Below are 15,730 nucleotides of genomic sequence, written 5' to 3' on the forward strand. Positions count from 1 at the left end.
TTTTGAGTCGAATACTGTAAATCCTATATTCTATTTACTTGGCGTATTCAGCCCAATTGGTATTCTTCATGTCGCCACTCTTAGCCAACTCTGCGTGCATGCCCAGTGCAGCCTGAATAGCGTGCGGAGTCTGTGCTCTATTACCGGCCAGTTTGAGGTAATCCCAAAGAAGCTCTTTATAGTCAGGATGTGCACAGTTTTCGATGATGGCTTGTGCGCGTTCTTTCGGGCTCTTGCCACGAAGATCGGCAACACCTTGCTCGGTGATAACGATGTTGACATCGTGCTCTGTGTGGTCGTGGTGGGATACCATCGGTACGATCGCACTGATTTTACCTTCTTTGGCCACAGACGGACAAGTGAAGATGGAAATGTAAGCGTTGCGGGTAAAGTCTCCCGAACCACCGATGCCGTTCATCATTTTTGTTCCGCCGATATGGGTAGAGTTTACATTGCCGTACAGGTCAACTTCGATGGCTGTATTGATAGAAATGATACCGAGACGACGAACCACTTCCGGGCTGTTTGAGATTTCCGACGGACGGAGAACCAGTTTATCGCGGAAGAAATCCATATCGTTGTAAATGCCTTCCAGGCAGTCATTTGTAACAGTCAGTGAGCAGGCGCTACCAAATTTGATACGTCCTTCGCGAATCAAACCGATCACGGAATTCTGGATTACCTCTGTGTACATTTCAAATGCAGGAATCGTTTTGTCACGTCCCAATGCACCGAGTACAGCGTTGGCGATGTTTCCTACACCCGATTGCAAAGGCAAGAAACTAGACGGGATGATACCGCGTTTCATGTCGGCAGCAAGGAAGTCGGCAACATTCTGCCCGATTTTGTCGGTCAACGGATCAGCAGCAGCGAAAGAACGCGCTTCATCCGGCCAGTTGGTTTCCACTACGCCTATAATCTTTTTCGGGTCTACCTGAACGTAAGGCAGTCCGATACGGTCACTCGGTTTGTAGATCGGTATTTCGCGGCGGTAAGGCGGGTCGAGCGGTTCGTATACGTCGTGCATACCCATACCGGATTTGCTGTGTGCGCTGTTCAACTCCACGATAATCTGGTCGGCAAGACGGCAGATAGTCGGCGAAATACCACCCGCGGCAGTCAGATAAATCTTTCCGTCGGGAGTCACTTCGCAGGCTTCGATGATGGCTACGTTCACTTTGCCCATGAACCCGTAGCGCACTTCCTGTGCCATTTGTGAGAGGTGTATGTCGTTGTAGGCAATCTCTCCGTTGTTCACAGCTTTGCGGAAGTCGGCGTTGGTAGTATAAGGAGCGCGGTAGCGGATGGCTTTGGCACGTGACAGTACGCCGTCACAGGATTCTCCTGTTGATGCGCCTGTGAAAATTCCTACTTGAAACGGGTTTCCTTTCGCATGTTCTGCTTCAGCAATTTTTGCGAGTTCGGCTGTTACAGCCTTGGCCGTTCCGGCGGGAGTAAATCCGCTTAGGCCGATGTTGTAGCCATGTTTAATCAGGCTTGCAGCTTCCGCTGCCGAAATACGATTGAATGACATAAATAGTAAATTTCGTGTTAAAATACAGTTGATATTTTTATTGATAATTAATTCGAAACTCAATGAGTCCACGGGCTCTCTCAATACTTCCGTTGAAGTATCTCTCCCCAGATAATAGCGCGTCGGGCTTCTTCTGCGGAGTGAATCGTGAAATCGTGTTCGTTATCAGTTGATTCGGTGTGAGAGTTATAATGAGAACCTTGTTGGGAATTTCGTTTATCTTGTGCGGCACTGTTTGCCAGGGATGCAGAAACGGAAATTTCTTCTTTTTTTCTTTTCTGCTGCGCGGCTGGTTTCGCCGTCTTTTTGGGAGACTGTTGCGGTGACGTTTGTTTCAGGGGTTTAGGCTGAAATAATTCTTCCAGCGACTTGGGGCCTCCCCATGCCTCGGGCATAGGAACTGCATCCGGAGCTACTTCAACGGGGGATGGCATCGGGGAAACGGGGCGTTTATTCTTAGCTTTTTTCGATTTACTATTCTTATTCACCTCTTTGAATATTCCCACAAGAATGACACCTGCTATCAAGAGAAATTTCAAAAAATCTTCCATTGTGTTTCACTGCTAATTAGTAATCTGCCAAAGTTACGTATTTTATCTGGTTCAGGCTAACTTTTTATTATGAAAAAAGGGCAGCTTCACAGCTCCCCTTAATTTTTTTAACCTAAACCTTAACTATGAAAAAATCTAATGTTTCTTTCATTGCACAAATGTGAAAAATAAATTTAAATTTGCCAAGCATATCGCCTAAAAATGTTTATTCCCTTAACATTAATTACAAAATTGCTTGCCAAATCATAAGTTTTTGCGTTATTTTGATATCAATTCACTACTTATTGAAAGCGAAGCCGTATCTTTGCATCCGAATTTTTAAACTAAGATTTGAGTATGAACGAATTAACGGGAGCGGACTTTAAATCCGCAACTGAAATGAATGATGACAACAAAAAGTTGTTTATCGAAACCTATGGCTGCCAGATGAATGTAGCCGACAGTGAGGTGATTGCCTCGGTGATGCAAATGGCGGGTTATTCCGTAGCCGAAACGCTGGAGGAAGCCGATGCCGTGTTTATGAATACTTGTTCCATCCGCGACAATGCGGAGCAAAAGATTCTGAATCGCCTGGAGTTTTTCCACTCGCTGAAGAAAAAGAAAAAGCACCTGATTGTAGGTGTATTGGGCTGTATGGCCGAACGGGTAAAGGATGATCTGATAACGAATCATCATGTCGACCTCGTTGTGGGGCCGGATGCTTACCTGACGTTGCCCGACCTGATTGCTGCCGTAGAAACCGGTGAAAAAGCAATCAATGTGGAACTTTCTACTACCGAGACTTATCGGGATGTGATTCCGTCGCGTATCTGCGGCAATCATATTTCGGGTTTTGTATCCATCATGCGTGGCTGCAATAACTTCTGCACCTATTGCATCGTGCCCTATACTCGTGGACGTGAGCGTAGCCGTGACGTAGAAAGTATCCTGAATGAAGTGGCAGACCTCGTGGCGAAAGGCTATAAGGAAGTCACCTTGTTGGGGCAGAACGTCAACTCTTACCGTTTTGAAAGACCGACAGGCGAAGTGGTTACTTTCCCGATGTTGCTCCGAACAGTGGCCGAAGCTGCTCCGGGAGTGCGTATTCGTTTCACAACTTCCCATCCGAAAGACATGAGCGATGAGACGTTGGAAGTAATTGCGCAAGTCCCCAATGTGTGTAAACATATCCATCTGCCTGTGCAGAGCGGCAGTTCGCGTATTCTGAAACTGATGAACCGTAAATATACCCGTGAGTGGTATCTGGACCGGGTGGCAGCTATCAAACGTATCATCCCTGATTGCGGATTGACTACCGATATTTTCTCCGGTTTTCATTCTGAAACGGAAGAGGATCATGCTTTGTCACTTTCGCTGATGGAAGAATGTGGATACGATGCTGCTTTCATGTTTAAATACTCCGAACGTCCGGGAACGTATGCATCGAAGCATCTCGAAGATAATGTGTCCGAAGAGGTGAAAGTACGCCGCCTGAACGAAATTATCGCTTTGCAGAACCGTCTGTCTGCCGAATCCAACCAGCGTTGCATCGGTAAAACGTATGAAGTACTTGTGGAAGGAGTTTCCAAGCGTTCGCGCGACCAGCTGTTCGGGCGTACGGAGCAGAACCGTGTGGTGGTGTTCGACAGAGGTACGCACCGTGTAGGTGATTTTGTCAACGTGCGTGTCACGGAAGCCAGTTCGGCTACGCTGAAAGGGGAAGAGGTCGTTTCAAATTAGTTTGCAAGAGAATTTTAAGATCGAACAAATATTGCACGAATTAGCAGATTATTTCATTTAATGTGCTACCTACGGCTTACTATATTTCTCATTGCAGAGGACGCAAAAAACGCAGAGGTATTATTTTCTTTAATCTCTGTGTCTTTTGTGTCCTCTGTGTTTTTTTCGTCTTTTTGGCTCTCTTTTACGATGAGATTTACATCATCATGTGCCTCCTGATGGAGAACTTCACAATCGCCATTGCATTGATGGACGCAAATGGAATGTCCATCGGTTCGTGGTGTGTATTGTAACTCACCAGTTTGAGATATCCCTCCTTATCGGAACGGTTCACGTATTTCACTGCCAGATACTCGTCTCCGTCAATCATAAACGACACCAGATATATTTCCCCGTAAATGACATTATCGAAGCTGCTGATTTCTTTATATCCGATAATGTCTCCCGATTTCAATATAGGATACATGCTGTCTCCGTTGACATAGACTGCTCCGTCGCAGATGGAAATATTCGGAATTAATATCTTTCCCAGTGCATACTGCTTTTTGTTGGTGAACAATGTTTTCAGGTTTGCAGCTGCCGTAATATCGTATAATGTCACGCTACGGTCGTCTATTGGTTCGGGTGTTTTCGGATTGTGTATAATCTCGACTTCTCCCTGCACCAGTTCGCTTTCGCAATATCTTGATTGGTGTTTCGGATTTCCCTTTCCCAATAATAGCCAATTGTAGTCCACCTTGTCCCCGAATTTATCGAGTAACAGGCGGAAGTCAATGCTATTTCGTGCACCCCAATTGGATACTGTAGCGCGTGAGACGCCTAAATATTCAGCTAATTCGCTGTCGTTCTTGAAGTTTAGCGCCTGTTTGGCACGCTTCACTATTCCTGTAACATCCAAAAATGTATCCATTCTATTATCGTTTATTTTTGATGTAAAAATTCATAAACTCGTTAATTGCTCATTGATAATTTGTTATCTACTTTTTTAAAGTTAATTCTCAAAATCATTTGTTTTCTTTGTGAAAACTGTTTTATCTTTGTAGCAACGAAATTACAAAGATGTTTCAAAATTATAAATTTTAAATAGAAAAACCATGAGAAACCGCAAAAAGTTTACGAAAGGTTGCAAAATACCTCATTCACCCCCTTTTTAAGGAAGCCGTGCCGGACGGGCGGAAGTAATATTGAGCCCGCTTACACCATCTATATATCTTGCGTCTAGCATCTATATACCCAATGTGCAGCCGATATATCTCCAATATACAGCAACTATATGTCCTGCGCGCAAGCGATATATCTCTAATATACACACGAATATTTAAATATGAAAATTGTAAAAACGGAAAGCAGTATGGAAACCATTATGAATCAATCTCTACACATCTGCGGATGTTGCAAGCGTAAGCTCCCACAGGAAGCCTTTTATATGAATCAGCGTACCCGGGCTTCAGATAATTACTGCAAGGAATGCCGTAAGGCAAACACGCGCAGACATCGCAATCAGGATAAAAATATATCATTTGAAAACAAACCTCTTTCTTATCCGGTAATAACCGAGGTAAAGGACTACGCTTTGCGGATGCTCCTTATCCGCCATGCCCGTCAGGTGGTGGCGGACAGTATTCGCCGGAAGCAGGAAAAGGAAAAACTACACGCACTATGGGAAGAATAAAACAGGGGTTGGATTATTTCCCCATGAGCACCAGTTTCATGCACGACCGCGTGGTGCGTCGTGTCATGAAGCGGGAAGGTGATGCTGCTTTTGCCACATTGGTAGAAACGCTGTCGTACATCTATGCCGGAAAAGGATATTATATCTCTGCCAGTGATGAGTTTTACGATGAACTGACGGACAGCCTTTACAACACGGATATGGATGATGTGAAACGTATCATCGCCCTGTCCGTGGAATGTGGTCTGTTTGATGCCGGGCTTTTCCGCCAATACGGCATCCTGACTTCCGCCGATATCCAACGTCAGTATCTCTTTATCACCAAGCGTCGCAGCAGTTCGTTGATAGAACCGGACTACTGCCTGTTGGAAGCGGAGGAGCTTGCATCGTATCACCCTTCTCAAAGTAGCAAAAGCTGTGCGGATGATGCTGATAACGAAACAGTCGATGCTGTAACATCAACTGCTGATTCTGTAACATCAAACACCGATTCTGCAACATCGGAAGCCGAAATGTCGACATCGGGTACACAAAACAAAGAAAAACAAATTAAAACAAACCAAAACAAATTAAACCACCTCTCTGACTCTCCTCAAGGAGAGGACGGAGGAGGAAAAATCTTGAAAAGAAGGAAGGTGATGACACAGGAAGACATCGACAACCTGCAACCACCGTCCGACGGCACGCAGCGTAACTTCGAGGGACTGATGGAGAACCTTCACTCTTACAAGATTCCGCCTTCCGAGCAATATGCCATTATCCTGAAAAGTAACTTCGGAGCTATCGGAAACCCTGTGTGGAAGGGATTCGGCAACATTCGCGGGAGCAATGGAAAAATCAAATTGCCGGGACATTATCTTTTGAGCGTAATTAATTAATTTATGAACGCACTTTGAAAAAATGATTGGGTCAGTCTGAATAATACCCGTATCTTTACAGTGTCATTAAGCTTAAGGACAACACTAAACTAATTTATTAACACGTAAAAACTATTACAATTATGCAGTATTGTACAAACCCTTCCAGTCGGTTCTGGAAGACAAGAACAAAAAGAAATTATTTCATCCCCGTGTGATATACACGGCCAATGTGTCAACCACCCAACTCGCCAAAGAGATAGCCGCTTACTCGTCTCTCTCCACCGGTGATGTGAAGAATACAATCGATAATCTGGTGACAGTGGCTGCCCAGCATCTGCAAGCATCGGAAAGTGTAATGCTCGACGGCTTCGGGACTTTCCGTATGGTGATGAAGTCCAACGGCAAAGGGGTGGAACTGCCGGAAAAAGTATCGGCTGCCCAGGCTTCCCTTACCGTCCGTTTCCTGCCCAACTATACCAAGAATCCCGACCGTACCACCGCTACCCGCTCTTTGGTGACAGGTGCTAAGTGCGTCCGTTTCGACCTTGCCGATACTTCGGCTTCGGGTGGCGGAAATAGCGGTGAACCCGATGACGGTGGTGGTTCCGGCGGCAGTGGAGAAGCACCGGATCCGGCAGCATAGCCTGTCTGTATGACGCAACACAAACACGAATGGCTGACTAAACGGAACTTTTTAACTAGGCTAGTAAACTAATTATCCACTAACATGCGAATTATTAATTTAATCGTGGTGCACTGCAGTGCCACGCGGGGGGATTGTACGCTCTCTCCGGAAGATTTGGACCGGTTGCACCGACGTCGGGGATTCAACGGAACAGGCTATCACTACTACATCCGCAAGGATGGAACAGTGCACCTCACCCGCCCCATCGAACGTGTCGGAGCGCACGCAAAAGGTTTCAATGCTCATTCAATAGGTATCTGCTATGAGGGTGGTCTGGACTGCCGGGGACGCCCGGGAGATACCCGAACCTCGGCACAGCGGGCTACGCTCCGGCAACTCATCGGGCAACTACAGGAGAAATTCCCCGGCTGCCGGGTATGCGGACACCGGGATCTTTCACCGGACTTGAACGGAAACGGCGAGATAGAACCGGAAGAGTGGATTAAATCGTGCCCGTGTTTTGAGGTGGCAAAGGAATTCAAGGAACTTGAGGAGTTTGCTATCAAAACAGAAAACACGGAAGAACACAGAGTATCACAACACATTAAGGAACAGAAAGGAGGTAAATGATGGCAATGAAGAAATCAGTTTGGGATATGATCCTTAAGGTGGTTATCGCAGTGGCTTCGGCTTTGGCTGGCGTTTTGGGCGCTAATGCGATGAATCTGTAATTAGTTGAATTGTGGGACGTGCGCGCCGTCCTGCAATTTTGATGGTTAGATAATTAATTGAACGATAGATAATTAGAAATATAAAAATATTTATTAAAATGCAGAAAACAATATATATACAGAAGATTTTTTTACTCATTGTAGTGACTTTCAGTTACTCAATTGCTATGGCGCAGCAGTTTAAGTCACCGGATGTGATGCCGTCTTCTCCCCAAAGTCAGTTAATAGAAAATTTTTATGAGAAATATTTCAATAATGATATTTCAGCTCGTGGAGAAAAGACTATTGATATCAATTTATATGATATTGAAGTGAAAGGCCTCAATATTCCCATTAATATCTCATATAATACTTGTGGAGTCAAATATAAACAACCGTCTGGTGATGTCGGAGTGGGCTGGACATTATCCCCTGCCGCCAGAATATCTAGGACGATTATTGGCTATCCGGATGAAGCAATGAAAAGAGTGCCTACATTATTTGATGATTTAAATAAATTGAATAATCATATTGATGTAGACAAATATCTGTCTGCTTTTTCGTCTGGAATAATGGGTAATGTCTCCTATTTCTCTGTCGCATCGTGGGACCAGGGATGTGATATTTTTACATTTAGTACATTAAGCGAGAGTGGTCATTTTGTTTTTCCAGATCCGTCTACATTGGATAAGGTTGAAATCCTGGAAAAGATAAATTGCCAAATTACTCCTATCTTAACAGGAGGATTGCTGACCGGGTTTCAAATTGTTGATGGACATGGTATTACTTATAATTATGGTGGTAATGCCAGCGAACATGTTCATGAGGACGCCTATCGAACGGATATTTCGTCGGGAACTACAGGATGGGCTCTGAAAAGTATTGTAACGGCGAAAAATGATACGGTTCGTTTTGACTATGTCGGATATACGAACCGTTCTATTACAGAGCCGGAATATAAGACGTTGACTGTAAATGATTCTTATGCTTACCGTATGTACGTACAAGATGAAGGGGATGTCCGAGTACAACAAGAATATGAATTAAGCACTGCGCTGAACTTTAATATAACTTTACCCAACTATACAACTTTCTTATTGTCAGGGATTGAGGCGAATGGAATAAAAGTGAATTTCTTGCGTGCGTCGGCAGATGGCATTTACTCCAACGCAGTAGATAGTATAACCGTTGTTGATAAGCAGTCTGGTGATATTATAAAACAAATCAACCTCTCATATTCCGGGATGAACAAACGACCGCATTTCTTTTTAGACAGGCTGGAAATGGATGGCCAAAAGTATTATTTGTCATATTATACACCTTCTGACTTAGGATTGGGTGAATATGATAATACGCATTATACATCTGATTTATGGGGATATTATTTGTATTCTTCCACATCGTTGGATAAAGTGGATCTGCCTGTAATAAGCCGTGAATTTGTAGATGATAGTTTTGTGTTTCTTAAACCCATTCCTGGAGCAAGTTTGTACGATGATGTCATCAAGAAGTTATCCCAGATTATTCCAAATGTGAATTTCAAAAATGATTCGGATAACACAAAAGCACATCTTTTTTCTCTGAAGAAGATATATTTTCCTACCGGTGGGTCACAAGAATTCATATATGAACCCAATGAGTATTTATTGAATTCCGCTCGTGTGAAGGGGGCCGGTATCAGATTGAGTAATGTTAAAACTTATGATGATAATGGCAATTTGCATGGGCAAAGGTATAAATATGGAGAAAATGAGGATGGAATTGGTGTTCCTAGTTTTCATTTGAGTTGTGAAACCTTTGCAGATGTGAAACAGAACAGAATACAATATAGTACATCTCCAGGGCTTTATGATTATGTCTCATTTTGCTCACGTATTTATTCTCCGGTGGCTTTTGGAGATGCTAACATTAGTAGTAATTTTTTTGTAGAATATCCGCAAGTACATGTATATAGCAAACAGGAAAAGGGTGAAAATAAGATTTCGTATCTTTTTAACCTGCTTCAACCTCTTTACATAGATATGATGCCTGAAAATACTAATGAGAAATATGTAGGAAGCCCTGATTTACTGAATAACAGGGGATGGAAATCTTATATACACAGATATCAATATGGAATAAAGACTAACATTGCATCATGCCGGTACTTTAATTCGGACGGACGTTTAGTTAAAAAGGAAGATTATACCTATTGTAGAAGCGCTGGTTTGGTTATGGACGGAGGAATTAAGATGGAGCAAGTTGTTATTCCTGTTTATCAGGATACGTATGATTTTGCTCATACGATCGAGCTTTCCAGGCCATCTCTTTTCAAATATATGACTTACTCGGTCATGTCTGGAAGGGATTTGTTGAGTAAGAAAGTCGTTAGTGAATATTTTGACGGGGGAACAGTTGTGTCAGAAGAAGGTTATGTCTATGATGATAAGAACCAGTTGATAAAAGTTATTCGTACCTCTCAAAATGGTGGTGGTGATTGTAGGATAAAGAATATAAAGTACCCCTATAACTATACAGATGCCATAAGTAATCTTATGGTAGAAAGGAATATGCTCGATTATCCGGTTGAAACTATAACCGAATATAATGGTAAGGAAGTATATCGTGAACAGATAAAATATGGGCTGTATCAAAATCTGCTATTACCTGCTTATGTTGATATATCTCACGATGGCCCCCTTGGGCTGAAAAGAGAAATGACTTATGTATCGTATGATAAAAAAGGAAATATATTAGAATATGTTGATAAAAATAATAATCATACCTGCTATATATGGGGATATAATTATAAATATCTTATAGCGGAAATACAAGGGGCGACATACGACTCTGTAAAAAGCGTTTTAGGTCATGAAAATAATGATTTATCCTATCTGCAAGGATATGGAGAATATCAATTAGAGCGTGAGCTAAATAAACTACGGATGGCTTTTAGAGGTAACCATCCGGTCTTTATTAAAACGTTTCTGTATAAACCGTACGTTGGGGTTACTTCAATAACTACTTCTGATGGCTTTACTACTAAATATGGCTATGATCAGTTTGGTCACCTTAAAGAATCTTATTTGGAAAGAAACGGAAGAAAACAATTAATTCAGGAATTTAAATACAATTATAAGCTATGATAAAACAACTTCGGATCATAATATTATTAATATTGTTGGGTACAGGCACTTGTCTAACGGCACAAAATAATACTGTCACTCCTTTATTTGCGGGAAAAATAGGCTATCATCAATATTTTGGGAGTGATATTCTACTTAAAGACGTAGTTTCTCCTTCAGGGGGGAACGGGACTTATTCTATATCGTGGGAATACCGGTATACTGATTCAAATGAATGGAGTGAGATTACCCGGCTTGCTCAATCTGACTATGAGGGGGGATGCTTGGTTTCATCCCAATACTTCAATACATACAGAGCGGAAGGGGTATATATCAGAAGAAAGGTTGTAAGTGGTACCTTGGTTGCATATTCTTCGGATATTAGAGTGAAAAGGCTCACAGAACCTTTGTCTTTTACCAATAGAGGCGGGGAGGCTTATATTGATCTTACTAAGCATTGTCCTTCGCTGCCTGGTGATTTTATTTGTACAGAATTATGGCTTGGAGAAAATACATCTGATTGGTGTAGTTTCCTGTATACCGGATGGGAAAACACGGATCATCCTGCTACTGTAAAAATAGAAGTTATGAGAAGTTTTGTAGATCACCGTAGCGGGCAGATTGAACTTCTGTATCGTGGATTTTCACGTAATAGCAATTTTTCTGTAGACATGAGTAACTACCAGAAGTATAAAGTTACCGTAAAAGTAGAACAGAACTGGAACTCTTTTGATGACGTATTCTTGTTTATTTCCTCTATGCATGAAGAACCGATTAATTCAGGTGAGACTTCTCGTGGCATTTGGGTCGAGAATGACGGGACTAGGGATGATTTGTTCAGATGGTGGCAATACAGTCATGACCAGATACATTGGGTAGATGTCTTTGATGTACCGGATTTGAGAACAGTATATCAGCCGGGTCCGCTGTATCAAACCACTTATTTCAGAATGATGGCTAATGACGGAGTTGATGTATATACTTCGAATATTGTGTCTATAAAGGTGCGTGAGAAATTGAACCTTTCGTCAAAGAATTACATACATACGCGTACTTATACTACTCCGGATGGGATGGAATTCAGGGATGATGTTGAATATTTTGACGGTTTGGGGCGTTCCATTGAAAATGCCAAAGTGAAGCATAGTGTTGATGATACGGATCTGTTGTCAATTACAGAGTATGATAAGATGGGACGTTTATTTAGAGAATGGTTGCCTGGGGTATCGGAACCCGGCAATTGTGGTGCATTTGTCGAAGTGGAAGAGTTGAAGAATAGTTCTGTTTTGTCTAATGGAAACGATGTTATGCCTTATACAAAAACGTTATATGAAAATTCGGCTATAGGGAAAGTGGAGAGCCGATATGGTCCGGGTATGGAATGGCATAATCGGGGAAAAGGGGTTAATAGCAGATATTTAACAAATGTATCCAAAGATACTACCTTGTTGGACTTGTGCGATTCATTGGTGTGCTTGCGTTATACCGTGCCGACTGATAGAACACGACTTTTTGTTAGTTGTGCAGGAACCTATGCTTCCGGGGAACTATATGTCGTAAAAGAGGTTGATGAAGACAATCATGTAAGGTATGAATTTACGGATAAAGAAGGAAGGATCGTGCTGATTCGCAGTATAAATGGTAATGAAGGAATGGATGACACATACTATATATATGATATATTCGGAAATTTACGGGTTGTTCTTCCTCCGATGTGTTCTGCCAATTTTTGTTCAGGTTCTCTTACGGATAGTGCTTCTGTTTTATCCGATTATGCTTTCTTGTATAAGTACGATACCCGTAACCGTTGTATTGGGAAAAAACAGCCTGGTTGCGAGTGGGTAGAATTAGTGTATGATCGTTGCGACCGATTGATTTTTACTCAAAATGGAAAAGAACGGGCAAATAATGAATGGGCTTTTCATTTGGAAGATTTGTCGGGGCGCTCTGTGTTGACCGGTGTTTACCGCGGTACGCCTGATTTTCAGAATTGTGCTTCAGAGGATATTTATGCTGAATTTACTTCAAATACTGATTTGCCTTGCTATGGATATACTATTTATGGATTGCAGAATCATTATTTGGACATACAACAGGTTTATTTTTATGATACTTATGAATATCAGAACTTATTGCCGGATTCTTTGTCTTCACTATGGTATGTATTTGATAATAATTACGGGGAACGCTATGAGAATAGCCAGAGTTCACCTCATTGCAAAGAACAACTAACAGGAAGTATCGTTCGAATATTGGGAACGGAAGAATACCAGTATGCCAGTTATTATTATGATTATTATCATAATCTGATTCAGGAACGTAAGACGACATCGGGTGGAAATAAGAAAGTAAATAAATCGCTTTTTAATTTTCTCAAGCAGCCTGTGAGTGTCCGCTCGGAATACGAAGGAGGAGTTTTAAATAAATTGTATAGTTATGATCGTGCAGGAAGGCTGATTCACGAAAGACATTGTGTCGTAGATAAGGATACTGTTGATCTGTTGTATGGTTATGACAAGTTAGGAAGGCTAAAAAGACTGGAACGTATTCATGGAAAAGATTCGGTAATTACAGAAAATGCCTATAATATACGTAGCTGGCTGACCGGTATTGATAGTAATGCAGGGTTTGGAGAGCAATTGCATTATGTGGACGGATTGGGCGATCCCTGTTATAATGGAAATATTAGTAGTATGACATGGGAGGCTGATGGTATGAAAAGAGGTTATAAATTTATGTATGATGACAGAAGCCGCCTGCTTCGTGCTGTATATGGTGAAGGTGAAGGTTTGAATGTCAATCAGGATCGTTTTAATGAAGAGATAACCGGGTATGATAAAAATGGGAATATCCTTGGTATTAAAAGATGCGGAAAGAGATCAGAGGATGAATATGGCTTAATAGATAACCTTGTCATGAGTTATAATGGAAATCAATTGAAGGCTGTATCTGATAGTGTAACAGGTTCTGCCCATGCTGATAGTTTTGAATTTAAAGATGGAGCAGATCTGCCGGTCGAATGCTATTATGACTCAAACGGAAATTTAATACAAGATTTAAACAAAAAGATTTCTGAAATTCAGTATAATTGTTTAAATTTACCCAGCCGTATAGAGTTTGAGGATGGAGGTGTTATTTCCTATCTTTATGATGCCAAAGGAACAAAGTTCCGAACAACGCACATAATAGTCGGAAAGACCACGACTATTGATTACTTTGACGATGCGATCTATGAAAATGGTGTACTCACTACTTTGTTGACGGAGTTGGGATATATTTCCCTTGTTGATGGCAAGTATCATTATTACTTGAAAGATCACCAGGGTAATAATCGTGTGGTTGTGGGACAGAATGGCAGTGTGGAGGAGGTGAATCATTATTATCCTTTTGGTGGTACATTTGCTTCGACTTCATCTGTTCAACCTTACAAGTACAACGGTAAGGAACTGGATAGACAAGGTGGTCTTGACTGGTATGATTATGGGGCGAGACATTATGATGCGGTGTTGGGAAGATGGCATGTGGTGGATCCATTAAGTGAAAAATTCTACAATTGGAGTTCCTATACATATTGTTTGAATAATCCGATACGAAAAATAGATCCTACAGGTATGGTTCCAAGAGATTATAGAATCGATACTAATGGTAATATTAGGCCGGTTAATAAACCTGATGCCAAACCAGATCGATTGATTGGAACAAATCAATCAACAGGGAAAGACGAAAATATAACAGTGAGTGATAAAAATATCCTTCCAGTTTTAGCAGGAAAAAGTAATATTGAAAATAAGGCTGTTCCTTTGGAAGGGAAAATAATAAGAAGAGTGAGTAAAGGTGAATATAGTGTTGAAGTTGTTCCTACAATGAGGCAAGGACATGTAGCAATAACACGTTCGAAAGTAGATGCAAAGAATTTGTTTGTTTTTGCATCAAAAACGTCTAATGTTGAATGGAGTTTGTCGCACTATAAAAATGGAAATTCTGTTGTCGGTACTCTTCATCAGAATAGTCAAGCGCCTAGTTTCTCTGTTTTAGGGGAAGATTACAAACTTGAAAATCAAGTATACGATGCTCATAGCCATACAGGTACGAATCCTAATGTGGACTTTGTTCCATCGGCACCTGATATTAATGCTGCAAGAAGTTTAATAATGGCGACACCAAATGCTAAAGTTTATATATATGCACCTTGGAAGCCTGGTAACCAATGGATAAATTTAAAAAGTTATGCGAAATAGAAAAGTAGCTTGTTTGTTAATCCTGTTGTTTTTTTCAATTATATATGGAATTAAACTAATAGTTGATGCAAAATCTCATCCTAAAATAGTTTTCACTGATTTACCTGGATTAATTCGTAATGGCTATGATTTTGTGGACGACAATCATATTTTCCCTAAATTATGTATGTTATTAAATGATTCTTTGTTACTTAAAAAAGGTAGCGTGAAAATGGCGGTATTTACTAATGTTAATTTGTCAGATAGTACAATCGGCTGGTGTTTGTTGGGTTATAACGATGAAGCTGAACTGTTAAGAGAAACTGATCGGTATTTTTTTAATATTGATCTGTATGAAGGGGGGCATATAAAAGTACAAAATATCCCTACTCAATTATCTGATATTCGCGGTTTAGCTGTAGATTATATTTTTTATCCTGATAGTGCAAGTAGAAAACGTATTTTTACTAGGCGTAATATCAATCAGGGAGAAGAATTAGAAGTATCAGGTGCCGGAGTGTATATGAGAGTAGATATAAAAGATAATAATGGTTTCTCGATTTCTGATTGGCGAGTCTTTTATAATTGCTTGCATGAGTTAATAAAATTATTCGAAGATGAAAGAAATAAAATATCGTTGAAAGTATGGGATAAGGACTATGATTCGCTTTCGTTTCAGGAAAAGGAAAAAATTATTGATTTAGCTGGTTATCGTATTAATATAGAATTTAAATAGTT

General features: G+C 41.1%; 12 protein-coding genes. 9 read left to right on the forward strand and 3 right to left on the reverse strand.

The features are described 5' to 3' along the window. Positions 1–34: 34 nt before the first annotated feature. Both H8796_RS05590 and H8796_RS05595 read right to left on the reverse strand, forming a co-directional pair. Entirely contained in the window at positions 35–1,534 is a 1,500-nt protein-coding gene (locus H8796_RS05590) for an acetyl-CoA hydrolase/transferase family protein (RefSeq protein WP_117933383.1), read from the reverse strand. Positions 1,535–1,614: 80 nt separating this feature from the next. Continuing rightward, positions 1,615–2,085: a ferrichrome ABC transporter substrate-binding protein gene (locus H8796_RS05595; RefSeq protein WP_117933385.1), complete on the reverse strand. Its 471-nt coding sequence runs from the start codon at positions 2,083–2,085 to the stop codon at positions 1,615–1,617. A gap of 336 nt (positions 2,086–2,421) precedes the next feature. On the opposite strand from H8796_RS05595, the gene miaB reads away from it, so the two are divergent. Then, entirely contained in the window at positions 2,422–3,804 is a 1,383-nt protein-coding gene (gene miaB / locus H8796_RS05600) for a tRNA (N6-isopentenyl adenosine(37)-C2)-methylthiotransferase MiaB (RefSeq protein ID WP_009001354.1), read from the forward strand. 196 nt (positions 3,805–4,000) lie between these two features. On the opposite strand, the gene H8796_RS05605 is transcribed toward miaB, so the two are convergent. Further along, entirely contained in the window at positions 4,001–4,714 is a 714-nt protein-coding gene (locus tag H8796_RS05605; RefSeq protein ID WP_117933387.1) for a helix-turn-helix domain-containing protein, read from the reverse strand. Between the two features lie 441 nt (positions 4,715–5,155). Between H8796_RS05605 and H8796_RS05610 the strand changes: the two genes are divergently transcribed. From H8796_RS05610 to H8796_RS05645, 8 genes are all read left to right on the forward strand, one after another. After that, the gene (locus H8796_RS05610) at positions 5,156–5,476 is read left to right on the forward strand and encodes a hypothetical protein (RefSeq protein WP_008641543.1); all 321 of its coding nucleotides are present in this window, start codon (positions 5,156–5,158) and stop codon (positions 5,474–5,476) included. After that, entirely contained in the window at positions 5,464–6,354 is an 891-nt protein-coding gene (locus H8796_RS05615; RefSeq protein ID WP_117933389.1) for a DUF4373 domain-containing protein, read from the forward strand. Before H8796_RS05610 ends, H8796_RS05615 begins: the two co-directional genes overlap by 13 nt. Positions 6,355–6,484: 130 nt before the next feature. Further along, a complete protein-coding gene (locus H8796_RS05620) occupies positions 6,485–6,979 on the forward strand; it encodes an HU family DNA-binding protein (protein WP_117933391.1) in 495 nt (164 codons plus the stop codon). 84 nt (positions 6,980–7,063) lie between these two features. Continuing rightward, positions 7,064–7,591 (forward strand): N-acetylmuramoyl-L-alanine amidase, encoded by a 528-nt coding sequence (locus H8796_RS05625; protein WP_117933393.1) that lies wholly within the window; start codon positions 7,064–7,066, stop codon positions 7,589–7,591. Positions 7,592–7,596: 5 nt separating this feature from the next. After that, complete coding sequence (locus H8796_RS05630) at positions 7,597–7,692, forward strand: smalltalk protein (protein ID WP_005681936.1); 96 nt, start codon at positions 7,597–7,599, stop codon at positions 7,690–7,692. 98 nt (positions 7,693–7,790) lie between these two features. Then, positions 7,791–10,796 (forward strand): hypothetical protein, encoded by a 3,006-nt coding sequence (locus H8796_RS05635; RefSeq protein ID WP_117933395.1) that lies wholly within the window; start codon positions 7,791–7,793, stop codon positions 10,794–10,796. Continuing rightward, positions 10,793–15,013 carry an RHS repeat domain-containing protein gene (locus H8796_RS05640; RefSeq protein WP_158570816.1) on the forward strand — a complete coding sequence of 1,407 codons (4,221 nt, stop codon included), beginning with the start codon at positions 10,793–10,795 and terminating at the stop codon, positions 15,011–15,013. The genes H8796_RS05635 and H8796_RS05640 overlap by 4 nt, the downstream gene beginning before the upstream one ends. After that, the gene (locus H8796_RS05645; RefSeq protein ID WP_117933397.1) at positions 15,003–15,728 is read left to right on the forward strand and encodes a hypothetical protein; all 726 of its coding nucleotides are present in this window, start codon (positions 15,003–15,005) and stop codon (positions 15,726–15,728) included. The genes H8796_RS05640 and H8796_RS05645 overlap by 11 nt, the downstream gene beginning before the upstream one ends. Positions 15,729–15,730: the final 2 nt, after the last annotated feature.

This window comes from Bacteroides sp. M10, assembly GCF_014334015.1.
GTDB classification, from domain to species: Bacteria; Bacteroidota; Bacteroidia; order Bacteroidales; family Bacteroidaceae; genus Bacteroides; species Bacteroides intestinigallinarum.